The organism is Streptomyces sp. NPDC031418 (assembly GCF_055581605.1).
This window is the reverse complement of the sequence record NZ_JBVIJC010000001.1, coordinates 353,819-374,284: the sequence shown is the minus strand read 5'-3', so window position 1 is coordinate 374,284 and position 20,466 is coordinate 353,819. Positions and strand designations below refer to the sequence as shown.

General features: G+C 69.8%; 21 protein-coding genes and 1 pseudogene. 6 read left to right on the top strand and 16 right to left on the bottom strand.

Translation table 11 applies throughout. The features are described from left to right. Positions 1 to 435: 435 nt before the first annotated feature. The 3 genes and pseudogenes from ACZ5CZ_RS01690 to ACZ5CZ_RS01680 all read left to right on the top strand — a co-directional run. Positions 436 to 1,098: pseudogene (locus ACZ5CZ_RS01690) on the top strand (hypothetical protein); the annotation flags it as partial. A 122-nt stretch (positions 1,099 to 1,220) separates the two neighbouring features. After that, the gene (locus ACZ5CZ_RS01685) at positions 1,221 to 1,628 is read left to right on the top strand and encodes a VOC family protein (protein WP_468938248.1); all 408 of its coding nucleotides are present in this window, start codon (positions 1,221 to 1,223) and stop codon (positions 1,626 to 1,628) included. Between the two features lie 230 nt (positions 1,629 to 1,858). Next, positions 1,859 to 2,581, top strand: a complete 723-nt coding sequence (locus ACZ5CZ_RS01680; protein WP_468938245.1) for an LAETG motif-containing sortase-dependent surface protein — start codon at positions 1,859 to 1,861, stop codon at positions 2,579 to 2,581. A gap of 60 nt (positions 2,582 to 2,641) precedes the next feature. On the opposite strand, the gene ACZ5CZ_RS01675 is transcribed toward ACZ5CZ_RS01680, so the two are convergent. From ACZ5CZ_RS01675 to ACZ5CZ_RS01650, 6 genes are all read right to left on the bottom strand, one after another. Then, positions 2,642 to 3,439, bottom strand: coding sequence for a maleylpyruvate isomerase family mycothiol-dependent enzyme (locus tag ACZ5CZ_RS01675; RefSeq protein ID WP_468938243.1), 798 nt, complete (start codon positions 3,437 to 3,439; stop codon positions 2,642 to 2,644). A 118-nt stretch (positions 3,440 to 3,557) separates the two neighbouring features. Beyond that, entirely contained in the window at positions 3,558 to 4,577 is a 1,020-nt protein-coding gene (locus ACZ5CZ_RS01670) for an ABC transporter ATP-binding protein (protein WP_468938240.1), read from the bottom strand. Next, a complete protein-coding gene (locus ACZ5CZ_RS01665) occupies positions 4,578 to 6,179 on the bottom strand; it encodes an ABC transporter permease (protein WP_468938238.1) in 1,602 nt (533 codons plus the stop codon). Positions 6,180 to 6,217: 38 nt separating this feature from the next. Next, positions 6,218 to 7,297 (bottom strand): thiamine ABC transporter substrate-binding protein, encoded by a 1,080-nt coding sequence (locus tag ACZ5CZ_RS01660; protein ID WP_468938235.1) that lies wholly within the window; start codon positions 7,295 to 7,297, stop codon positions 6,218 to 6,220. Between the two features lie 214 nt (positions 7,298 to 7,511). After that, positions 7,512 to 8,618 carry a dual-specificity RNA methyltransferase RlmN gene (rlmN, locus tag ACZ5CZ_RS01655; protein ID WP_385839689.1) on the bottom strand — a complete coding sequence of 369 codons (1,107 nt, stop codon included), beginning with the start codon at positions 8,616 to 8,618 and terminating at the stop codon, positions 7,512 to 7,514. Positions 8,619 to 8,882: 264 nt separating this feature from the next. Then, positions 8,883 to 9,521, bottom strand: a complete 639-nt coding sequence (locus ACZ5CZ_RS01650) for a Pycsar system effector family protein (protein ID WP_468938230.1) — start codon at positions 9,519 to 9,521, stop codon at positions 8,883 to 8,885. Positions 9,522 to 9,676: 155 nt separating this feature from the next. Between ACZ5CZ_RS01650 and ACZ5CZ_RS01645 the strand changes: the two genes are divergently transcribed. After that, positions 9,677 to 10,135, top strand: coding sequence for a TIR domain-containing protein (locus ACZ5CZ_RS01645; protein ID WP_468938227.1), 459 nt, complete (start codon positions 9,677 to 9,679; stop codon positions 10,133 to 10,135). Between the two features lie 129 nt (positions 10,136 to 10,264). Beyond that, a protein-coding gene (locus ACZ5CZ_RS01640) for an IS5 family transposase (protein WP_468938407.1) occupies positions 10,265 to 11,075 on the top strand; the annotation gives its coding sequence in 2 pieces (ribosomal slippage) (positions 10,265 to 10,600 and positions 10,602 to 11,075; 810 coding nt in all). A 420-nt stretch (positions 11,076 to 11,495) separates the two neighbouring features. Here the strand turns inward: ACZ5CZ_RS01640 and ACZ5CZ_RS01635 are convergent. The 8 genes from ACZ5CZ_RS01635 to rpsB form a co-directional block, all read right to left on the bottom strand. After that, positions 11,496 to 11,705, bottom strand: coding sequence for an e9imm peptide (locus tag ACZ5CZ_RS01635; RefSeq protein ID WP_468938224.1), 210 nt, complete (start codon positions 11,703 to 11,705; stop codon positions 11,496 to 11,498). Between the two features lie 14 nt (positions 11,706 to 11,719). Further along, positions 11,720 to 12,205, bottom strand: a complete 486-nt coding sequence (locus ACZ5CZ_RS01630; protein ID WP_468938221.1) for an NUDIX domain-containing protein — start codon at positions 12,203 to 12,205, stop codon at positions 11,720 to 11,722. A 173-nt stretch (positions 12,206 to 12,378) separates the two neighbouring features. Next, positions 12,379 to 12,834 carry an SRPBCC family protein gene (locus ACZ5CZ_RS01625; RefSeq protein WP_468938218.1) on the bottom strand — a complete coding sequence of 152 codons (456 nt, stop codon included), beginning with the start codon at positions 12,832 to 12,834 and terminating at the stop codon, positions 12,379 to 12,381. A gap of 142 nt (positions 12,835 to 12,976) precedes the next feature. Then, entirely contained in the window at positions 12,977 to 14,128 is a 1,152-nt protein-coding gene (locus ACZ5CZ_RS01620; protein ID WP_468938216.1) for a phosphatidate cytidylyltransferase, read from the bottom strand. Then, a complete protein-coding gene (frr, locus tag ACZ5CZ_RS01615; RefSeq protein WP_385839692.1) occupies positions 14,128 to 14,685 on the bottom strand; it encodes a ribosome recycling factor in 558 nt (185 codons plus the stop codon). Before frr ends, ACZ5CZ_RS01620 begins: the two co-directional genes overlap by 1 nt. Positions 14,686 to 14,859: 174 nt before the next feature. Beyond that, complete coding sequence (gene pyrH, locus ACZ5CZ_RS01610) at positions 14,860 to 15,618, bottom strand: UMP kinase (protein ID WP_450784329.1); 759 nt, start codon at positions 15,616 to 15,618, stop codon at positions 14,860 to 14,862. A gap of 204 nt (positions 15,619 to 15,822) precedes the next feature. Further along, positions 15,823 to 16,659: a translation elongation factor Ts gene (gene tsf / locus ACZ5CZ_RS01605; RefSeq protein WP_385839694.1), complete on the bottom strand. Its 837-nt coding sequence runs from the start codon at positions 16,657 to 16,659 to the stop codon at positions 15,823 to 15,825. Between the two features lie 178 nt (positions 16,660 to 16,837). Further along, positions 16,838 to 17,707 (bottom strand): 30S ribosomal protein S2, encoded by an 870-nt coding sequence (gene rpsB, locus ACZ5CZ_RS01600; protein ID WP_385839695.1) that lies wholly within the window; start codon positions 17,705 to 17,707, stop codon positions 16,838 to 16,840. 272 nt (positions 17,708 to 17,979) lie between these two features. Between rpsB and ACZ5CZ_RS01595 the strand changes: the two genes are divergently transcribed. Then, complete coding sequence (locus ACZ5CZ_RS01595; RefSeq protein WP_468938209.1) at positions 17,980 to 18,582, top strand: peptidoglycan DD-metalloendopeptidase family protein; 603 nt, start codon at positions 17,980 to 17,982, stop codon at positions 18,580 to 18,582. Positions 18,583 to 18,732: 150 nt separating this feature from the next. On the opposite strand, the gene ACZ5CZ_RS01590 is transcribed toward ACZ5CZ_RS01595, so the two are convergent. Then, positions 18,733 to 19,290, bottom strand: a complete 558-nt coding sequence (locus ACZ5CZ_RS01590) for a TetR/AcrR family transcriptional regulator (protein WP_385840299.1) — start codon at positions 19,288 to 19,290, stop codon at positions 18,733 to 18,735. Positions 19,291 to 19,354: 64 nt separating this feature from the next. Beyond that, complete coding sequence (gene whiG, locus ACZ5CZ_RS01585; RefSeq protein ID WP_385839698.1) at positions 19,355 to 20,197, bottom strand: RNA polymerase sigma factor WhiG; 843 nt, start codon at positions 20,195 to 20,197, stop codon at positions 19,355 to 19,357. Between the last annotated feature and the right edge of the window lie 269 nt (positions 20,198 to 20,466).

Below are 20,466 nucleotides of genomic sequence, written 5' to 3'. Positions count from 1 at the left end.
GACGGCTCTCCGGCCCACGGCGATTCCGTGGCCCGGTGGGCAGAGACGGACTCGGCCGACGCCCCGGCCCGCACGGGGTTCGTGACCGATCACGCCGGTCAGCCGGAAGGTGCGGACACGGACGCTGCCCCGCCGCGCAGGCATCCCGCGGCCATGCCCGCCGCCGGTACGGCGCGATCGGGCCCGGACCACCCTGAGTCACCGGACCGTACCGAGCCCCACGCGCACCCCGCGCCCGGCCCCACCACCGAGACGGGAGCCGCGGGCCCGGACGACACCCCGGCCCACCCGGACCCCGCAACCGGCCCCGCCGCCGGGCCGCGCGCCAGCAATGCCAGCCGCACCTACGCCCAGGCGCATTCCACGGCCGGCTCGGCCACCGTGACGGTACGAACGGGTTCGGACAGCCCCCCGTCACCCACGCACCCGGCGGACAGTCCCGCAGCTGGGGCGGAAGCTGCGGACCCTGGCAGCGCCATGCCCCCCTACCAGGCGGCGGCCAGCCTAACCGCCCCAACGCCCCCCACCCCCGACGCCCAGAACCCCACCGGTCTCCCCTGGGGCATCGCGCTGCTCGCCACCGGCCTGGCCCTCCACCCCTACGCCCCCCACTCCGGCCTCGTCGTCCTGCTCAGCCGCCTCCTCACCGCCACCGGTCTGGTGCTGGCCGCCCCCGGCCTCACCCACCTCTGCGGCCGTCTCCTCCAGTCCGTCCGGCCCGGCGCCCTGCGCCTCCTCGCCGGCCGGGTGCTGATGACGGAGGCCACCCGGATCGGCCGCCCCCTCGGCGTCGTCTGCGCGGTCGCGGCCACCGGCTACGCCATGACCACCCTGTACGACCGCCCCCTGCCCTCCTTCGGCCCGCTGACCACCCTCGGCGGGCTCCTGGTCACCGGCTGCACGGTCGCCACCCTGCTCACCGCGGCCGTGGAAGCCCGGCAGAGCCGCGCCGACACCACCGCCGCCCTGCTCCGGCTCGGCGCACCGGCGACGATGCTGCGCGCCGCGGCGGCCCTTCGCGCCGCCGCCCTGCTGGCCCTGTTCGGGCCGCTCACCCTGCTGATCGCCGCGCTGGCGGCGCTGCCGGTGGCCGGCTGAGCGGCGCGCCGGCGGACCGCCGTAAAAAAGATCGAAGAAATTTCCGGCCCCGCCGATGAGTTCGGCGCGGGCCGCCGGTCTACCCAGGCGAAACGATCGACACCGATGGGGAAGGGCCCACCATGTACCAGCAGATGATCTTCGTAAACCTGCCCGTGAACGACCTCGACGCCTCGAAGAAGTTCTTCACGGAGCTGGGCTACACGATCAACCCGCAGTTCAGCGACGAGAAGGCGGCCTCGGTGGTGATCAGCGACACCATCGTCGCGATGCTGCTCACCAAGCCGTTCTACGCGACCTTCACCAAGAAGGAGATCGCCGACGCCACGACGACCAGCGAGGTGCTGGTCGCCCTCAGCGCCGAGAGCCGCGAGAAGGTCGACGAGCTGGTCGACAAGGCGCTCGCCGCGGGCGGCACCCCGAGCGGCGAGACCCAGGACCACGGCTTCATGTACGGCCGCGCCTTCGACGACCTCGACGGCCACACCTGGGAGGTCATCTGGATGGACCCGGCCGCCGTCCAGAGCTGACCCCGCCCCGGCATGCCCGGCACGGGCGGGCGCACCCCGCGCCCGCCCAGCCGCACCCACCACACACGCATCACGCACGCAACGCGACCGAGAGCAAACACATGAGCGATTAATAAGCAGGTAAAGCCAACTCCCGTCACAGGCATATGCGTTGACACTGCTCGCGGGGCGCTTATAGACCAGTGAGCCTCCCCGAAACCCCCCGCACATATGCTCTGTAAAGGACAAACGTGTCCATAACTCTCCGCAGCGCACGCCGTTCCGTGCGCGTGCTGGGTGTCGCCTCCGCGACGGCCGCGCTCGCCCTCGGCATCGCCGGCCAGGCACTCGCGTGCGACATCTCGGATTTCAAGGCCGAGGCCAAGTGCGCCGACGGCAAGGGCGTCATCGTCGTCACCGACACGGACAAGGGCGCCACCCCGGCAACCGTCACGCTGTTCCGCGAGAACGCCGGCGGAGTCGAGAAGCAGATCGGTCAGCAGCAGGTGAAGGGATCGGCCGCGGGCACCTCCGTCACCTTCACGGAGAACTGGCAGCCGAAGAACACCTACCGCGTCCATGTCACGGCCGGCCCGGTCGACCAGGACCTGGCGGGGCAGCTCACCACCCCGGCCGCCGCCTGTACGACCGACACCGCGACGCCGACCCCCTCGGCTCCCACCCCCTCGGCCCCGGCCCCCTCGGCCCCGGCGCCCTCCCTGTCCGCGTCCGCGTCCGCGCCTGCCGAGTCCGCGACGCCGACCCCGACCTCGTCGGCGTCGGTGTCCAGCCCGGCCCCGGCGGGCGCCCCGAGCAACGCGCCGTCCCCGGCGGCCGGCAGCTCGAACCTCGCCGAGACCGGCGCCGACTCCAACATGCCGCTGATCGCCGGAATCGCGGCCGCGCTGGTCGTCGTCGGCGGCTGTGCGGTCTTCTTCGGCCTGCGCCGCCGCGGAGCACGCGGCAACGGCTGAGCGTCCGGCCCGCCCCCGAGGACACCGGAAGTCCGGGGGCGGGCCCCACCGCCGCGATGCTCAGCCGAAGGTGGTCCAGCCCAGCCAGGACTCCAGCACCTCGCGCTCGCCCAGCACCTCCAGGCCGGGGGTGTCCAGCGGCAGCCGCCGGTAGAAGGCGAGCATGACCGAGGTGAGCGGTCCGCGCAGCGCGGCCGTCGCCTTCTCGTGGCCGCGGCGCCAGCGCACGCCCTCCGCGCCGAACTCCAGCAGCCACTCGGCGTTCAGCTCCGGGCCGGCGTCGGTGGCGTGCAGATGGATGGAGCGCATGGGCCCCTCCAGCCGGAAGCGCTTGTCATCGCCCCGGTGCTGCTGGATGAAGCCGATGATGCCGAGCCACTCGTCGATCGCGTCGGCCGCGGTCTCCGGCGCCACCGTGTAGCCCTGCCCGGCGGCGAGGACCGCGTCCGCGCGGTGCACGGTGATCTCATGGGTCATCCGGCGGGCCCAGAACCCGGCGGTCGGCTCGCCCTTCCAGCTCCACACCGCCGCGTCGGGGCCGGCCTCGCGCAGCGCCGCGACGACCCGCTCGCCGCTCTCCGCCAGCCACTTGTCCAGGGCGACCGCGTCCCCCCGCTCCTCCGGCCCGGCACCGAGCGGCACCTGGTCCCAGGGGATGTTCTCCTGCGCCCGGGCGCGCACCAGCGCGTCCACCCAGCGCAGGGCGCCGCCCATATGGCGTACCAGCTCTTCCAGCGACCAGTCCGGGCAGGTCGGCACGGTCGCCGACAGATCGGCCCCGGAGGTCACCACGGCCCTCAACTGCTCGGTCTGGAGGGCGATTTCATCGCAGTAGCGGTCATGTGCGAGCAAAGTCATGGCCTCACCCTAAGCCGCGCCCACCGGCCGGACCCCATGAATTCGGCCGCGCCCGGCGGCAGGCCCCCATGGATTCGGCCGCGCCCGGCGGCCGCCCCCATGGATTCAGCCGCGCCGGTCAGTCCAGTACGACGATGTCGGCCGCGTCGAACTCGACACCCACCGTGTCCCCGGTCTCCGGCGCGTCGCGCAGCGCGCAGGCCGCCTCCATGCGCGGTCCGTCCGCGGGCTGGAGATGGACGGCGACATGCGTGCCCTTGAAGGTGCGGGCGCTCACCGTGCACGGCAGCCCCTGGTCGGCGGCGACCAGCCGGACCCCGGCGGGCCGGACGAGCAGCGTGCGCGCCCCCTGCGGCGAGCCGTCGGGCACCGGCACCTTGCCCCACGGGCTGTCGGCGGCCGTCCCCACGACGGTCGCCGGGACCACGTTGTCGAAGCCGAGGAAGCGGGCCACGAACGCGTCCGCGGGCCGCTGCCACACCTCAAGCGGGGTGCCGGACTGGGCGATCCGCCCGTCCCGCATCACCACCACCCGGTCGGCCAGCGCGAACGCCTCGCCCTGGTCGTGGGTGACGGCGAGCACGGTCGTACCCAACCGGCCGAACAGCTCGCGCAGTTCGACCACCAGGCGTTCGCGCAGCGAGCGGTCGAGCTGACCGAGCGGCTCGTCCAGCATCAGCAGCCGGGGCCGGGGCGCGAGCGCGCGGGCGAGGGCGACGCGCTGCTGCTCGCCGCCGGAGAGCCCGGCCACGGCCCGCCGGGCGGCCCCGGGCAGCCCGACCAGCTCCAGCAACTGACCCACCTCGGCGTCCCGTTCGGCCCGCGCCATGCCGCGCATCCGCAGCCCGAAGGCGACATTGCCGCCGACGTCCCGCTGCGGGAAGAGCTGGTGGTCCTGGAACATCAGGCCGATGCCCCGCTTGTGCGCGGGGGACGCCGTCCGGTCCCGTCCGTCGAGCAGCACCCGTCCAAAGTCCAGCGGCTGGAGCCCGGCCACCGCCCGCAGCAGGGTGGACTTTCCGCTGCCGCTGGGCCCGAGCACGCACACCACCTCGTGCTCGGCGACCTCCAGGTCGACCGCGTCGAGCACGGCCCGGCCGCCGAAGCGGACGGTCGCGGCCTCCAGGCTCAGCAGCATCTAGAACTCCCCCGTCCGGTCGGTGCGCAGCCGTTCCAGCAGGAGCAGCGCGGCGGCGCACACCACCATCAGAATGGTCGAAAGGGCCATCGCCTGGCCGTAGTTGAGATCGCCGGGGCGGCTGAGCAGCCGGGCCACGGCCACCGGGAGCGTCGGGTTGTCGGGCCGGGCGATGAACACGGTCGCACCGAACTCGCCGAGCGAGACGGCGAACGCGAACCCGGCGGCGACCAGCAGCGCCCGCCGCACCAGCGGCAGGTCGACCTCGCGCCACACCCGCCACGGCGAGGCACCGAGCACGGCGGCCGCCTCCCGGAGCCGTGCGTCCACCGCGCGCAGCACGGGCAGCATGGTCCGTACGACGAAGGGGGCGCCGACCAGCGCCTGCGCGAGCGGGACGAGGATCCAGGACTGCCTGAGGTCCAGCGGCGGCTTGTCCAGGGCGATCAGGAAGCCGAAGCCGACGGTCACGGCGGAGACACCGAGCGGCAGCATCAGCAGCGCGTCGAAACCCCGCAGCAGCCGTCCGGCGTCCCGGCGGGCCAGCGCGGCCGCGGCGAGCCCGCCGATCAGCACGGCGATGGCGGTGGCGGCGCAGGCGTACTGGAGCGAGGTCCACACCGCCTGCACCGGCGCCACCAGGAACGTACCGCTGTCGGCGTCGGTCAGTGCCCGGTAGTAGCCGAAGCCGGGCGCGTCCAGCGAGCGGCGGACCAGCACGGCGAGCGGCAGCACCAGGAGCAGGCCGATGGTCAGCAGCACCCCGCCGAGCAGGGCCCACTGTCCGGCGCCGCGCGGCCGGCGCGCGGTCACCGACGGGTCGACCAGCCGCAGGGCGCTCTCCCGGCGCCGTACCGTCCAGGCGTGCACGGCGAGGATCGCGCCGACGGCGGCGAACTGCACCAGGGTGAGGACGGCGGCCGTGGACAGGTCGAAGGTCTCCGAGGTCTGCCGGTAGATCTCCACCTCCAGGGTGGAGAAGGTGGGGCCGCCGAGGATCTGCACGATGCCGAAGGAGGTGAAGCAGAACAGGAACACCATCAGCCCGGCGGCGGCCACGGCGGGCGCCAGCGCGGGCAGCGTCACCTTCCGCCAGGCCTGCCACGGGGAGGCGCCGAGCATCCGCGCGGCTTCCGTCTGCCGGGGGTCGAGCTGGGCCCACAGCCCGCCGACGGTACGGACGACCACCGCGTAGTTGAAGAAGACATGGGCGAGCAGGATCGCCCAGACCGTGGTGTCCAGCCGTACGCCCCACAGCTGGTCGAGCAGCCCGCCGTGCCCGAGCACGGCCAGGAAGGCGCTGCCGGCGACGACCGTCGGCAGCACGAACGGCACGGTGGCGACGGCCCGCAGCAGCCGCTTGCCCGGGAAGTCCAGGCGGGCGAAGACATAGGCGGCGGGCAGCGCGAGCAGCAGGGTGAGCGCGGCGGAGGCGAGCGCCTGCCAGGTGGTGAACCACAGCACCTGCCGGATGTCCGGCTCGGTGACGACGTCCGCGATCCGCCCGAGCCGCCACACCCCGTCGACCTTCAGCCCGCGCGCGACGATCGCGGCCACCGGCCAGGCGAAGAACAGCGCGAAGAACGCGACGGGCAGGGCCACGAGCCCGAGCCGCGCCGCGTTCCCGCGCCGGGACGCCGCTACTTCAGTACGAGCGAGGTCCACTGCTTGACCCACTGGTCACGGTTGGCGGCGATCTTGCCGGGGGTCATGGTCTCGGGGTGGTCGGCGGCCCTGCCGTACTCGGTGAACTCGGCGGGCACCTTCGCGCCCTGCACCACCGGGTAGACGAACATGTTCAGCGGCATGTCCTCCTGGAACTCCTTGGAGACCAGGAAGTCGATGAACGCCTTGGCGCCCTTGGGGTTCCTGGCGTTGCTGAGCAGGCCGGCGAACTCGATCTGCCGGAAGCAGGTGCCGTACGCCACCCCCGTCGGGGCGGTGCCGGGCCGCTTCTTGGCGTAGATGACCTCGGCGGGCGGCGAGGAGGCGTAGGACACGACCAGCGGCCGGTCACCGCCCGCCTTCCTGCCCTCGGAGGAGCCGGAGAACTCCTGGTAGTAGGCCTGGTCCCAGCCGTCGACGACCTTGACGCCGTTGGCCTTGAGCTTCTTCCAGTAGCCCTGCCAGCCGTTGTCTCCGAACTGCCCGGCGCTGCCGAGCAGGAAGCCGAGGCCGGGCGAGGAGGTGGCCGCGTTCTCGGTGACGAGGAGGTTCTTGTACTGCGGTTTGGCCAGGTCGGCGAAGGTCTGCGGCGGGGTCAGCCTGTGCTTGCTGAAGTAGGCCTTGTCGTAGTTGACGCAGATGTCGCCGTAGTCGACGGGCGTGACCCGGTTCCGGCCCCGGTCGAGCTGGTACCGGGTGCCGACCTTGTCCAGGCCCTTGGCGGTGTACGGCTGGAAGAGGCCGTTGTCCAGGGCGCGGGACAGCAGGGTGTTGTCGACGCCGAAGAAGACGTCGCCCTGCGGGTTGTCCTTGGTCAGGATGGCCTTGTTGACGGCCTGCCCGGCGTCGCCGTCCTGGAGGTTGCGGACCTTGTACCCGGTCTTCTTCTCGAAGTCGGCGAGGACGCTCTTGGAGATGGCCCACGAGTTGTGGCTGACGAGCGTCACGGTCCTGGAATCGGCGGCGGACGGCTTGCCGCCGCCGCCGGAACCGCACGCGGACAGCGTGATCAGGCCGAGCCCGACCGCGACGGCCACGAAGGTCTTGTTCTGCACCGGATGTCCTCCTGGGGGTTGGCCAGGAAGAGACGCGGCCCTGCCCGGGCTCCGCGAGGGAGGCCCGGGCAGGGCGCAACAGCTTGAGTGATGACCGAACTTCCTACCCAGAATGACCTGGGCGAGGTTCAGAGGGTCTGCGGCCCTGTCCGCCGCACTCTCAGCGCTGTGGCGCTCCCCTGTCGGAATATGAAGATATGTGGACCCGGTCAGATTACCGCTCGGTGGCGGCGAGCTGACCACAGGCTCCGTCGATCTCCTGTCCACGGGTGTCCCGGACGGTCACCGGCACCCCGTGTGCGGCGATCGCCTCCACGAACGCCTTCTCGTCCTCGGGCCGCGAGGCGGTCCACTTGCTGCCCGGGGTCGGGTTCAGCGGGATGAGGTTGACGTGCACCGGCTTGCCCCGGAGCAGCCGCCCCAGCCGGTCTCCCCGCCACGCCTGGTCGTTGATGTCACGGATGAGGGCGTACTCGATGGACAGCCGGCGGCCGCTCTTCTCGACGTACTCGAACCCGGCGTCCAGCACCTCGCGCACCTTCCACCGCGTGTTCACGGGGACCAGGGTGTCGCGCAGCTCGTCGTCGGGGGCGTGCAGGGAGATCGCGAGCCGGCACTTGAAGCCCTCGTCGGCGAACCGGTGGATGGCCGGCACGAGCCCCACGGTGGAGACGGTGATCCCGCGCTGCGACAGCCCGAGGCCGTCCGGCGCCGGATCGGTGAGCGCGCGAATGGCGCCGACCACCCGGTTGTAGTTGGCGAGCGGCTCGCCCATCCCCATGAAGACGATGTTGGACAGCCGCGCGGGACCGCCGGGCACCTCGCCGTCCCGCAGCGCCCGCATACCGTCGACGATCTGGTGGACGATCTCCGCGGTGGACAGATTCCGGTCCAGCCCCGCCTGCCCCGTCGCACAGAAGGGGCAGTTCATCCCGCACCCCGCCTGCGAGCTGATGCACATGGTCACCCGGTCCGGGTAGCGCATCAGCACCGACTCGACGAGCGTCCCGTCGAACAGCCGCCACAGCGTCTTGCGGGTGGTCCCCTGGTCGGTCGACAGATGCCGTACGACGGTCATCAGCTCCGGGAACAGCGCTTCCTGAAGCTTGCCGCGCGATCCGGCCGGGATGTCGGTCCACTGCTCCGGGTCGTGCGCGTACCGCGCGAAGTAGTGCTGCGAGAGCTGCTTGGCACGGAACGGCTTCTCACCGATCTCGGCCACGGCATCCTTGCGCTGGGCGGGCGTGAGGTCGGCGAGATGCCGCGGCGGCTTCTTGGCTCCGCGGGGGGCGACGAAAGTGAGTTCTCCGGGCTTAGGCATGGCTCTATCAGTGTCGCAGACGGATGGGCGTGACCTGGGGTCGTCGGGTAGGACCTCTGTCACTGCTGGTTGCCGCTGGTCAGTGTTGAGCGGCCTTGGACGGCCCAGGGACGGCCCAGGAGCTCGCGGCCAGCCCACGGTCTGACCAGCGGGCCACCCCTGCAGAACCGCTACTCGACCGAGTCCCGGCCTTTCCCGTGCGGACGACCTCAGCGTTGGGCGTAGCACACAGCTACCTCTCCCCGAAGATGCGGGTGCCGGTGATCATCTAAGCGATACAGCGAACGTGAAAGCCGCCAAGCCGAGCAGGGCCATGACGCAGTACCGGAATGTATTGATGGCAGATCTGAGATGTCGATGCCGTTGAGAGTGCTGCAAGATGTCCGTCCAAAGCTCTGCCGTGGCATGGCCTAGCATTGAATCCAAGGTGAGATCTCTGACCTTTCTGGAGAAGTCGCTATGACCATCTACCGATTTGAGCGTGTCTCCCCAGTTAAATAGGAATCTGGAAGGTATCTCAGTAGAGTGCAGAACGCGCGTTGTCTTCCGTGCCGCGATGGCATTGATGGAACTCCAGAGACTTCGAAGGATGAGCGAAAGCGTCAATACGGCCAGCACGCAAAACACGGCCTCTATCCAGAACAGGCGCGAATCTCTGGCGGTTTGGAGATGATAATTCACCAGAATCAGCGAGCCGCTCGCTAGGATCGCATTTGCGCTCAGCATTACTGAAGCCCGGACCGAAGTAGAGCTGCGCAGTCGGTCGTATCTGTCGATATGCCATTTCGCCATATCCAGCAGGTCCGAGCTCGATACCAGATCATCTAAGTTTTGTGACGGTATCGACGACTCTGTGACACTCTTGCCGGTTTGCTGGCGCTTAGTACGAGATGCTTCAGCCATAAGTTCTCCCTTCGCCACCCAGCGGGTGTGACCTCAGGTTCTCAACTCCGGTGCGGGCATTCCGCTTTTAAGTCGATTAGCCTAGGGGGCAGAAGCGATGCAGGGGGATCTTCAAGGAAAAGCGAGCGTGTCGTTCGAGCGCAAAGAGAGGTAAAATGGCGCGAATCTTCATCAACTACCGCAAAAAGGGAGGCGCTTACGCTGCCGCCTTACTTGACGAGCTACTGTCCAGCCACTTCGGGGAACATGAAGTCTTTCGCGCAGCTAGGTCCATAGCTCCCGGGTCAGACTATTCTGATTCGATACTTGAGTGTGTCGCCGCCTGCGAAGTGCTACTCGTCATCGTGGATGAGGATTGGGCAACTGGATTCATTCCCGAGACGAAAGGGGATTGGGTTTCGAGAGAGATCGAGGAAGCGTTCAAGAACGAAAAGATTGTGATTCCGGTACTCCTCTCGGGGGCTGAGCGCCTAGACGAGACGATCCTCCCTGAGGTTGTGGCACGCGTGGCGCGTCTCCAGTATTTGAGGTTTGACTACCGCAACATTCGTCAAGACATCAGGTTTATGTCTGAACAGCTCGTCAAACTTTGCCCCGAATTGAAGGTAGTTTGAGTTGCTGTGGCTCAACCGGCCGATTGACATAGCACCCTGCTCAGCCCACCACTTTGCAACGGCTAACACAGTGAGGTGGATCGGCGTTGATGGCCGTTTCTGGAGCTGGAGTTGAGCGTTCGGTCCGGTGTGGGGACATCGCCGTGGATCGTGTCGGATGAACTGTGGGATCGCCTGGAGCCGCTGCTGCCGCAGCGCGATCGGCGCTTCCGGTACCCGGGCCGCAAGGCCTTACCGGACCGGGAGGTGCTGTGCGGGATCCTGTATGTGCTCCATACCGGCATCCAGTGGGAGTACCTCTCGAAGGAGCTGGGCTTCGGCTCGGGCATGACCTGCTGGCGACGCTTGCGGGACTGGAACGAGGCTGGCGTCTGGCAACGACTGCACGAGGTCCTGCTGGCCGAACTGAACGCAGCCTCTCGGCTGGACTGGTCCCGCTGCGTGGTCGACTCCTCCCACGTCAGGCCCTAAAAGGGGGAGCCACACGGGCCCCTCGCCGGTCGACCGAGGCCGGGCCGGCTCGAAGCACCACCTGAACACCGACGGGCACGGCACCCCGCTCGCCGTCCTGCTGACCGGTGGCAACCGCAACGACGTCACCCAGCTCCTGCCCCTGCTCGACGCGATCCCGCCCGTCCGCGGCCGTATCGGACGGCCCCGCCGCAAACCCGACTCGCTCTTCGCCGACCGCGGCTACGACCACGACATCTACCGCGAGCAGGTCCGCGACCGCGGCATCGTGCCGGCCATCGCCCGCCGCGGAACACGACACGGCACAGGACTGGGCACCTACCAGTGGGTAATCGAGCGGAGTTTCGCGTGGCTGCACGGCTTCCGGCGCCTGAGGATCCGCTGGGAACGCCGAGCCGACATCCACGAAGCGTTCCTCAAACTCGCCTGCTGCCTGATCACCCACCGACAACTCAGCTCATTGTGTTAGCCGTTGTTAGCCCCAGCTCCCATCCCGTCCGCCGCCGACCCACACGAATGTGGAGCGGGCGGTGGTCCATGGCGTCCAGGTGGAGCGCGCCACTGTACGAACGACCTGGACGCCATGGGCCGCGGCTGCTCGGCTCTGCCTGGGCCGATGGTGGACGGGATGGGAGCGTCCCCACGCTCACCACGATGTGCCCGCAGTCGGGAACGGCGCCCCCTCCATCTCGGTGCCGGCCGATCCCCCGCCGGAGGCATCATCTTGTGCCCGCGGATAACGTCCCGCCCTTCCCCGCATGCACGCAGCGCGCCGCCGGGCGCGGCCAGCCGGGGCGCAGACAGCAGGCAGGCCGCGCCGCAGAGGCGGCGCGTGCCCGCGCCGTGCGCGGGCCTTGATGAAGTAAGGGAAAGTCTTGCCGCGCTCTGATCACAGAGCGAACGGCTCGTAGGCCAGGGCTCGGTCCACGACTTTCTGAGCCGTCAGCTGCTGATCGAAGTCCCAGAAGACGTAGTCACTGATGTGCGGGCAGCCGAGGCCGCGTTTCAGTGCTGCGATGAGCTGGTCGGCTTCCGTCTCGTCGGCGTAGTCGGCGTCCATGAGCCGTTGCACCAGCAGGATGCCTTCCTCTCGGCTCATGGTCCGTGGCGTCGTCATGCCGCCTCGCTGACAGGCTTCTGCCCGTGTTCGAGGTAGACCGGGGCAGCTTCGTTCCGAGCCTGTGTGGCTGCGAGGATGCGTCGTGCCAGGCGCGGGATCGTACGCTCGGTGATCTGTTCCGGAGACACGAACGCGAAGCTCTTCAACTCCTCCGGCTGCAAGGTGATCGCAGCCAGGTCGTTCTGGGTGAGCTGACCGCCGTCGAACAGGTACAGCACCTTGTCGCCCTCGGCCTCGCTGGGAGCCCAGTCGACCGCGAGCAGGCGCCCGATGGGCGGGGTGATCCCCAGCTCCTCCTGGACCTCGCGGATGGCGGCGTGCAGCGGGGACTCGCCGGCCTCGACGTACCCGCCGGGGATCTCCCAGTAGTCCTTGTAGGAGGGCTCCACCATGAGGATCCGCCCGGCGGCATCAAAGAAAAGCGCACCCGCTGCCATACGCGGGTGCGCCATCTTCGCTTCGTGTGCATTCGGCGCCATGCAGCTGAGGGTACTCAGGTCAGACCACCACTCCCCCAGCGCTACCAGCCGATGGTGGACGTAGGCGCCGGATGCGGGTTCCGTTAGGGAGAGATCGTGGGACTGGCTGAGGATGCGTTCGACTTCGAGGGCGACCTCATCCGGGTGGTCCGGTAGGTCAGGGGCAAGGGCGCTTACAGGACGCCCGGGGTGGCGTGTTCCAGGCGTTCCTTGAGGAGGTGCTCGTTGTGCGGGAGTTCCTTGCGAACCTGGGGCCGTACGACGAGAGGCAGCAGGACCTTGCCTATGCCGTGGCCCTCGAAGTCGAGGTCCATGGTGACCCGGGTGCTGCCGTCGGGCAGTGCGGTGACCTCGCCGTGGACCTGGCCGCGGATGTGTCCGTCGATGCCCCGGGCGGTCCAGGAGTGCGGCGGCTCGAACTCGGTGCACTCCATGGTCATCGGCATGTCCCGGCCGCCGACGTGCCGGGTGACGCGGAAGCGGGAGCCGACGCCGAAGGGACCGTCGTCCAGTTCCTCGACGGAGACCGCGCTCTCCTGCCACTCCGGCAGGTGGACGGGGTCACTGACATACGCCCAGACATCACCGGGCGACCGCTCGATGTCGATCTCTTCGTGGAAGGCGGACATGGCGCCCTCCTTCGGTGCGGGAGAGGGTCTGTCTACGTGCAGAATCGTCCCACTTGGATGGGTTTGGGGCCATATGGGACGGGCCCCCGCCTTGCGTGCAAACACGCGGGGCGGGGGCCCGGGAGCCGTACGACGCCGTCGCTCACCCGGAGCCGACGAACGCGACCATCAGCAGCCAGACCACCGGCGCCGTGGGCAGCAGGGAGTCGAGGCGGTCCATGATGCCGCCGTGCCCGGGGAGCAGGGTGCCCATGTCCTTGATGCCCAGGTCCCGCTTGATCATGGATTCGCCGAGGTCGCCCAGCGTGGCGCTGGCCGCGACCGCGAGGCCCAGCAGCAGCCCCTGCCACCAGCTGCCGCCGTCGATCAGGAACTGCATGCACAGCGCCCCCGCGACCATCGCGAACAGCACCGCGCCGACCAGGCCCTCGCGGGTCTTGCCGGGGCTGATGCGCGGAGCGAGCTTGTGCTTGCCGAAACGCCAGCCGACGGCGTAGGCACCGGTGTCGCTGACCACGGTCAGCAGCAGGAAGGTGAGGACGCGCCAGGGGCCGTCCTCGGCGGTCAGCATCATCGCGACGAACGTGGCCAGGAACGGCACGTAGAACGCCGCGAAGACACCGGCCGTGACGTCCCTGAGGTACCCCTCGGGAGGTTCCGTCATCCGCCAGACCAGGGCCGCGAGCGCCGTCAGGGCCATGGCGACCCACGCGCCCTCGGCACCGCGCACATACCCGGCGACCACCATCGCCGCGCCGCCGACGGCGAGCGGCACCAGCGGCGCCCTGATGCCCTTGCGCTCCTGGAGCCTGCTCGTCAGCTCCCACAGGCCGACGACCACGGCGACCGCGACCACCCCGACGAACACGGCCTTCTTGATGAACAGCGAGGCGATGATCACCACACCGAGCCCGACGCCGACTCCTATGGCCGCGCTCAGATCACGGCCCGCGCTCTTCTTCTGCGGCGCGGGGGCCGGCTGCGGGGCGTCGGACATGGGCTCCGGATTCTGGTTCTCGGCCGGGATCTCCCCGGACAGGGGGCCGCTCGGCCGAGCGGCACCCCGGTGATCGTCCTGGTCTCCGCCGTACGCGGGGCCGTCGGGCACGATGGGCATGGGGCGAGTCTGCTGCGCCTGAGGCGCATCGTACGCGGGACCCGCCGGGGCGGCCCCGCGGACAGGCGGGACGGGCTGGGCGGGCCCACCGTCGGTGGCTCCCCAGTACCCGGCCTGCCCCGCGGAGTACCCGGCCTGCCCCGCGGGTGGCGGCGCTCCCCAGGAAGAGTCGCTCATCAGACTTCGAGCAGCTCCGCTTCCTTGTGCTTCAGAAGCTCGTCCACCTGGGCGACGTACTTCGCCGTGGTGTCGTCCAGCTCCTTCTCCGCACGACGCCCGTCGTCCTCGCCGACCTCGCCGTCCTTGACGAGCTTGTCGATGGCGTCCTTGGCCTTGCGGCGCACGGAACGGATCGAGACCTTGGCGTCCTCGGCCTTGCCCTTGGCGACCTTGATGTAGTCGCGGCGGCGCTCCTCGGTCAGCTCGGGGAACACCACCCGGATGATGTTGCCGTCGTTGCTGGGGTTGACGCCCAGGTCGGAGTCGCGGATCGCCTGCTCGATGTTGCGCAGCGCGCTCTTGTCGAACGGGGTGACGACCGCCATGCGCGGCTCCGGCACGGAGAACGAGGCCAGCTGGTTGATCGGCGTCGGGGCACCGTAGTAGTCGGCCACGATCTTGTTGAACATCGCCGGGTGCGCACGGCCGGTGCGGATCGCGGCGAAGTCCTCCTTGGCGACCACGACGGCCTTCTCCATCTTCTCCTCGGCCTCGAGGAGGGTCTCTTCGATCACCACTTGCTCCTGCGTGTCTTGAGTAAGGCCCGGCTGCGGTTCCTTGAGTCGGTCGGCGGCCGGCTGCGTCGCGTCTTCTTCCTGCACGGTTCCCCACCGGCAGGACATTGTCCATCCCCCGGCCGGGGCCCGGCCCCTGCGGGGCCGTACATCACCGGCCGGACGGATACCGGGTCAGTCCCGGTTGCCCTGGTCGCCGACCAGCGTGCCGATCTTCTCACCCTTGACGGCCCGAGCGATATTGCCCTCGGCGAGCAGCTCGAAGACGAGGATCGGAAGCTTGTTGTCGCGGCAGAGCGTGATGGCGGTGGCGTCGGCGACCTTCAGGTCGCGGGTGATGACCTCGCCGTAGCCGAGCGCGTCGAATTTGACGGCGTCCGGGTTGGTCTTGGGGTCGGAGTCGTACACCCCGTCCACGCCGTTCTTGCCCATGAGCAGCGCCTCGGCGTCGATCTCCAGGGCGCGCTGGGCGGCGGTGGTGTCGGTGGAGAAGTACGGCATGCCCATACCGGCGCCGAAGATGACCACGCGGCCCTTCTCCAGGTGGCGCACGGCGCGCAGCGGGATGTACGGCTCGGCGACCTGGCCCATGGTGATGGCGGTCTGCACCCGGCTGTCGATGCCCTCCTTCTCCAGGAAGTCCTGGAGGGCGAGGCAGTTCATCACGGTGCCGAGCATGCCCATGTAGTCGGAGCGGGCGCGGTCCATGCCGCGCTGCTGGAGTTCGGCGCCGCGGAAGAAGTTGCCGCCGCCGATGACGACCGCGATCTGCGCGCCGTCCCGGACGACGGCCGCGATCTCGCGGGCGATCTTGTGCACCACGTCGGGGTCCACGCCCAGGCCGCCGCCACCGGAGAAGGCCTCTCCGGACAGCTTCAGCAGGTACCGGCCGCGCACTTTGCCGTCGTCGCTCTTCTGGGCCTTGGTGGTCATGGGAGATCCCGCCTCTTTCACGTGTTGCACATACGAAGAAGGCCATTGCCGATGGGGTCGCTTTTCGCTCCCATGCGCGGCAATGGCCTCCTCGTCAGATCTGCTGCCGTCCGCCACGTGCCCGGGTATGGCGGTGTGCGCGGACGACTGCTGTCGACCCTACCGAGAATTCCCCTCGGGTCGCGCGTCGATCGCGGTACGGACTCAGATGCCGACCTTGATGCGCGAGAAGCGCTTCAGGGTGACACCGGCCTCGTCCAGCACCTTCTGGACCGACTTCTTGTTGTCCAGCGCGTACGGCTGGCCCAGCAGCGTGGCGTCCTTGAAGAAGCCGTTGAGGCGACCCTCGACGATCTTCGGGAGCGCGGCCTCGGGCTTGCCCTCGGCGCGGGTGGTCTCCTCGGCGATGCGACGCTCGGACTCGACGACCTCGGCCGGGACGTCCTCCTTGGAGAGGTACTTCGGCGCGAAGGCGGCGATGTGCTGGGCGATGCCCTTGGCGACCTCGGCGTTCGGCTTGTCCAGCTCGACCAGGACACCGATCTGCGGGGGCAGGTCGGGCATGGTGCGGTGCATGTACGCGAGCACGAAGCCGTCGGCGAACTGCGCGAAGCGGTCCAGGACGATCTTCTCGCCGAGGTTGGCGTTGGCCTCGTCCACGAACGCCTGGACGGTCTTGCCGGGCTCGATCTCGGAGGCGAGCAGGGCCTCGATGTCGGCCGGGGAGGTCGCGGCGACGTGCTCCGCGATCTTGTTGGCGACGGCCTGGAACTTGTCACCCTTGGCGACGAAGTCCGTCTCGCACTTCAGCTCGACGATGACGCCGGAGGAGTTGTCGTCGGCGATGATGGAGACCACGGCGCCGTTCTCGGCGGAGCGGCCCTCGCGCTTGGCGACGCCCTTCTGGCCCTTGATGCGCAGCGCCTCGACGGCCTTCTCGACGTTGCCCTCGGCCTCGTCCAGCGCCTTCTTGCAGTCCATCATGCCGGCGCCGGTCAGCTCACGGAGCTTCTTGACGTCGGCGGCGGTGTAGTTCGCCATGAGTCTGTGAGTCTTTCTCGAAGTCTGGAAGATCTTCAGATCAGCACGGTCCAGCACGGTGTCGCTCCACATGTGAACGCGGCGCGCATACGTCGTGCTGACCTACGGGTGAACAGCGGGGGCGGACTTCACCGCGCCGGAGGCGCTGTCAGTACCGCCCCCGCCGTCGACGCCTGTGTCAGGCCTGCTCGGCCTCGGCGGCGGGAGCCTCGGCGGGGGCCTCGGCCGGCGCCTCGGCAGCGGCCTCGGCCGGCTGCTCCGCCTCGTCGGCCTTCTTCTCGCCCTCGAGCAGGTCGCGCTCCCACTCGGCGAGCGGCTCGCCCGCGGCCTTCTCGCCCTTGTCGCCGGTGGCGACGCCGGAGCGGGCGATGAGGCCCTCGGCGACGGCGTCGGCGATCACGCGGGTGAGCAGGGTGACGGAACGGATCGCGTCGTCGTTGCCCGGGATCTTGTAGTCGACCTCGTCCGGGTCACAGTTGGTGTCGAGGATCGCGACGACCGGGATGTTGAGCTTCCGGGCCTCGCCGACGGCGATGTGCTCCTTCTTGGTGTCCACGATCCAGACGGCGCTCGGCACCTTCTGCATCTCGCGGATACCACCGAGGGTCTTCTCGAGCTTGGCCTTCTCGCGCGAGAGGACCAGCAGCTCCTTCTTCGTCAGACCGGAGGACGCGACGTCCTCGAAGTCGATCTGCTCGAGCTCCTTGAGGCGCTGCAGACGCTTGTAGACGGTCGAGAAGTTGGTGAGCATGCCGCCCAGCCAGCGCTGGTTGACGTAGGGCATGCCGACGCGGGTGGCCTGCTCGGCGATGGCCTCCTGCGCCTGCTTCTTGGTGCCGACGAACATGACCGTGCCGCCGTGGGCGACGGTCTCCTTGACGAACTCGTAGGCGCGGTCGATGTACGACAGCGACTGGAGCAGGTCGATGATGTAGATGCCGTTGCGCTCGGTGAAGATGAAGCGCTTCATCTTCGGGTTCCAGCGACGGGTCTGGTGACCGAAGTGGACGCCGCTCTCCAGCAGCTCCCGCATCGTGACGACGGCCATGGCCGTTTCTCCTTGGTTTCTCGGTTGTGCCGCGTCCGCCGGACGGCGGTCGCGCCTGACGCCCGCGATGCGCCGTTGCCACAGAGGACCGAGGGGCGCTGACACAGATCGTTGACCGATCGGTGTCGGGGCGTGCGAAGTCGACCCGGTGACCCGGATCGCCAGAAGAAGTGTACGGGACCGGCGGGCCCGCGGGTGACGCCGCTGTCCACAACGGCGGGGTGGTCCACAGACTCCGGCCGTGATCACAGGCCTGCGGAAGGGTGGATCGCATGCGACGAGCGACGCGACACCTGACCGCGGGTACGGCCCTGCTGCTCCTGGTGCTGCCGGCCGCGCTGCCGGCGGCGGCCCTGACCGCCGTGGTCCGGGCGGGCCCCCCGCCGCCGGGCCCGCCGCCCGGCCCGCCGGTGCCGGCTGTCGCCCGGATCTGGCCGGTGGGGCCGCCGGGCGGCCGCCCGGCGGTGATCCGCGGCTGGGAGCCGCCTGCCACGGTCTACGGCCCCGGCCACCGCGGTGTGGATCTCGCCGCCCCTCCCGGCGCCCCGGTCCGCGCCGTCGCGCCGGGCCGGGTGTCCTTCGCCGGGCGGGTGGCGGGCAGGGGGGTGCTCACCCTGGAACTGGACGGGACGGACCTGCGGACGACGTACGAGCCGGTGATCCCGTCGGTCCGCGCGGGAGAGGAGGTGACACCGGGCGAGACCGTGGCGACGCTGGACCGCCCGACCCCGCACTGCGGCCCGCGCTCCTGCCTGCACTGGGGTCTGCTGCGGGACAGGACCTACCTGAACCCCCTGTCCCTGCTCCCCCCGTGGCTCCTGCCCCGAGGCCCGTCGAGACTGCTGCCGGTCCTGGGCGTACCGCAGGCCCCGTAGCCCCGGCCCCGCAGCAGGGGCAACCCCGGAGACGAGGCCCCGCAACACTGGACACCCCACGCCCCAGCTCCCGCCCGACGCCGGTCGCCTACCCGTCCCGGGCGCGGCGCAGGCACTGTGGAGGCGGCCGGGAGCCGGGGCCAGAGGGGGTCAGCCTCGTACGCCCCGCAGCGCCATGGCCACCGCGGCCTCCGTCACCTGGGCGGGCTCCTCGGCCGCGCCCAGCTCGATCCGCCGCACGGCGGCATCCACCACGCCCTGCACCAGCATCGCCGCCAGCCGGGGCTGACCGTGCCCCATCTCGCCGAGCGCCTCGACGATCATCGCGACCAGCCCGCCGTGGGCCGCCCGGATCTTCTCCCGCGCCCCGGCGTCCAGCTCGCTCGCCGAGATGGCGACGACCGCCCGGTGCCGCCGGTCCCCGACCAGCGCCAGCTGCTGCCGCACATACGCCTCGACCTTGGCCTCGGGCGTCCCGGCCCGCTCCATGGCCGCCTCGACCTCGGCCGCCCACAGCGGGAAGTCGACCTCGCACAGCTCCTCGACCACGGCCGCCCGCGACCGGAAGTACTCGTACACCGACGACCGCGCCAGCCCGGTGCGCTCGGCCAGTGCGGGGAAGGTCAGCGCCTCCGTCCCGCCCTCGGACAGCAGGGACCGAGCCGCGTCCAGCAGGGCGGCTCGCTGCATCGACCGGTGCTCGGCCACGGAGGCCGCTCGAATCCTTGGCACGGCAACACTTTACGGACGAGCCCCGCCGAACGGGAGCGACTCAGCGCCCGAAGCTCGCCAGCTTGGCCCGCAGCTGGAGCACCGACTTGGTGTGGATCTGGCTGACCCGGCTCTCGGTGACCCCGAGCACATTGCCGATCTCGGCGAGGGTGAGCCCCTCGTAGTAGTACAGCGTCACCACGGTCTTCTCCCGCTCGGGCAGGGTGTTGATGGCCCGCGCGAGAAACCGGCGCAGCTCCCGGTCCTCGGCCACCTCCACCGGGTTGTCCGCGGCGGTGTCCTCCAGCGTGTCCATGAGGCTGAGCCGGTCCCCGCCCTCGCCGCCGACGTGCAGCAGCTCCTCCAGGGCGACCACGTTGGCCAGCGACAACTGGCTGAACACCGCGTGCAGTTCGTCGACCTCCATGCCCAGCTCGGCGGCGACCTCGCACTCGCTCGGGGTGCGCCGCAGCCGGGCTTCGAGGGTCGCGTAGGCCCGCTCGACGTTGCGCGCCTTCTGCCGCACCGACCGGGGGATCCAGTCCAGCGCCCGCAGCTCGTCGATCATCGCGCCGCGGATCCGGGTGATCGCGTACGTCTCGAACTTGATCTCCCGGTCGATGTCGAACTTCTCGATGGCGTCGATCAGCCCGAACACCCCCGAGGAGACGAAGTCGGCCTGCTCCACATTGGGCGGCAGCCCGACGCTGACCCGGCCCGCGACGTATTTCACGAGCGGCGAGTAGTGCAGGATCAGCTGCTCCCGCAGCCGGTCGTCCCCCGTCGCCTTGTACGACCGCCACAGCTCGTCGAGCGTCGAGGGAGCGGGCGGCCGCACGCTGCCACCCTCGCGGGCGGCTGGGGGGAGCGCCGCCCGGTCGGACCCGGAGGTGTGCTGGGGCATTCGTCGCCTTGTGCCGTTCTGCCGTGAAGTGCTGTGAACTGCCGCGAAGTGCTGCGGTGTGGGAGGGGCTGGGATGTCGTGTCGTACGGTGCGGTGCCGTGGGTCGAAGTGGGCTGCCTGGGTGACCTGCCGGTCTGGTGTGGAGTTGGCGCGTTCTGCGCCGCCGCCTTTGTGAGCGTAGCGTGACTGAGGAGTCGCGGTGTGCGAACAGCGAGGCTCCACCCGCGCACGGGGCGCTCACGGGGGCTCCGCGAGCGCGGCACGCGCCT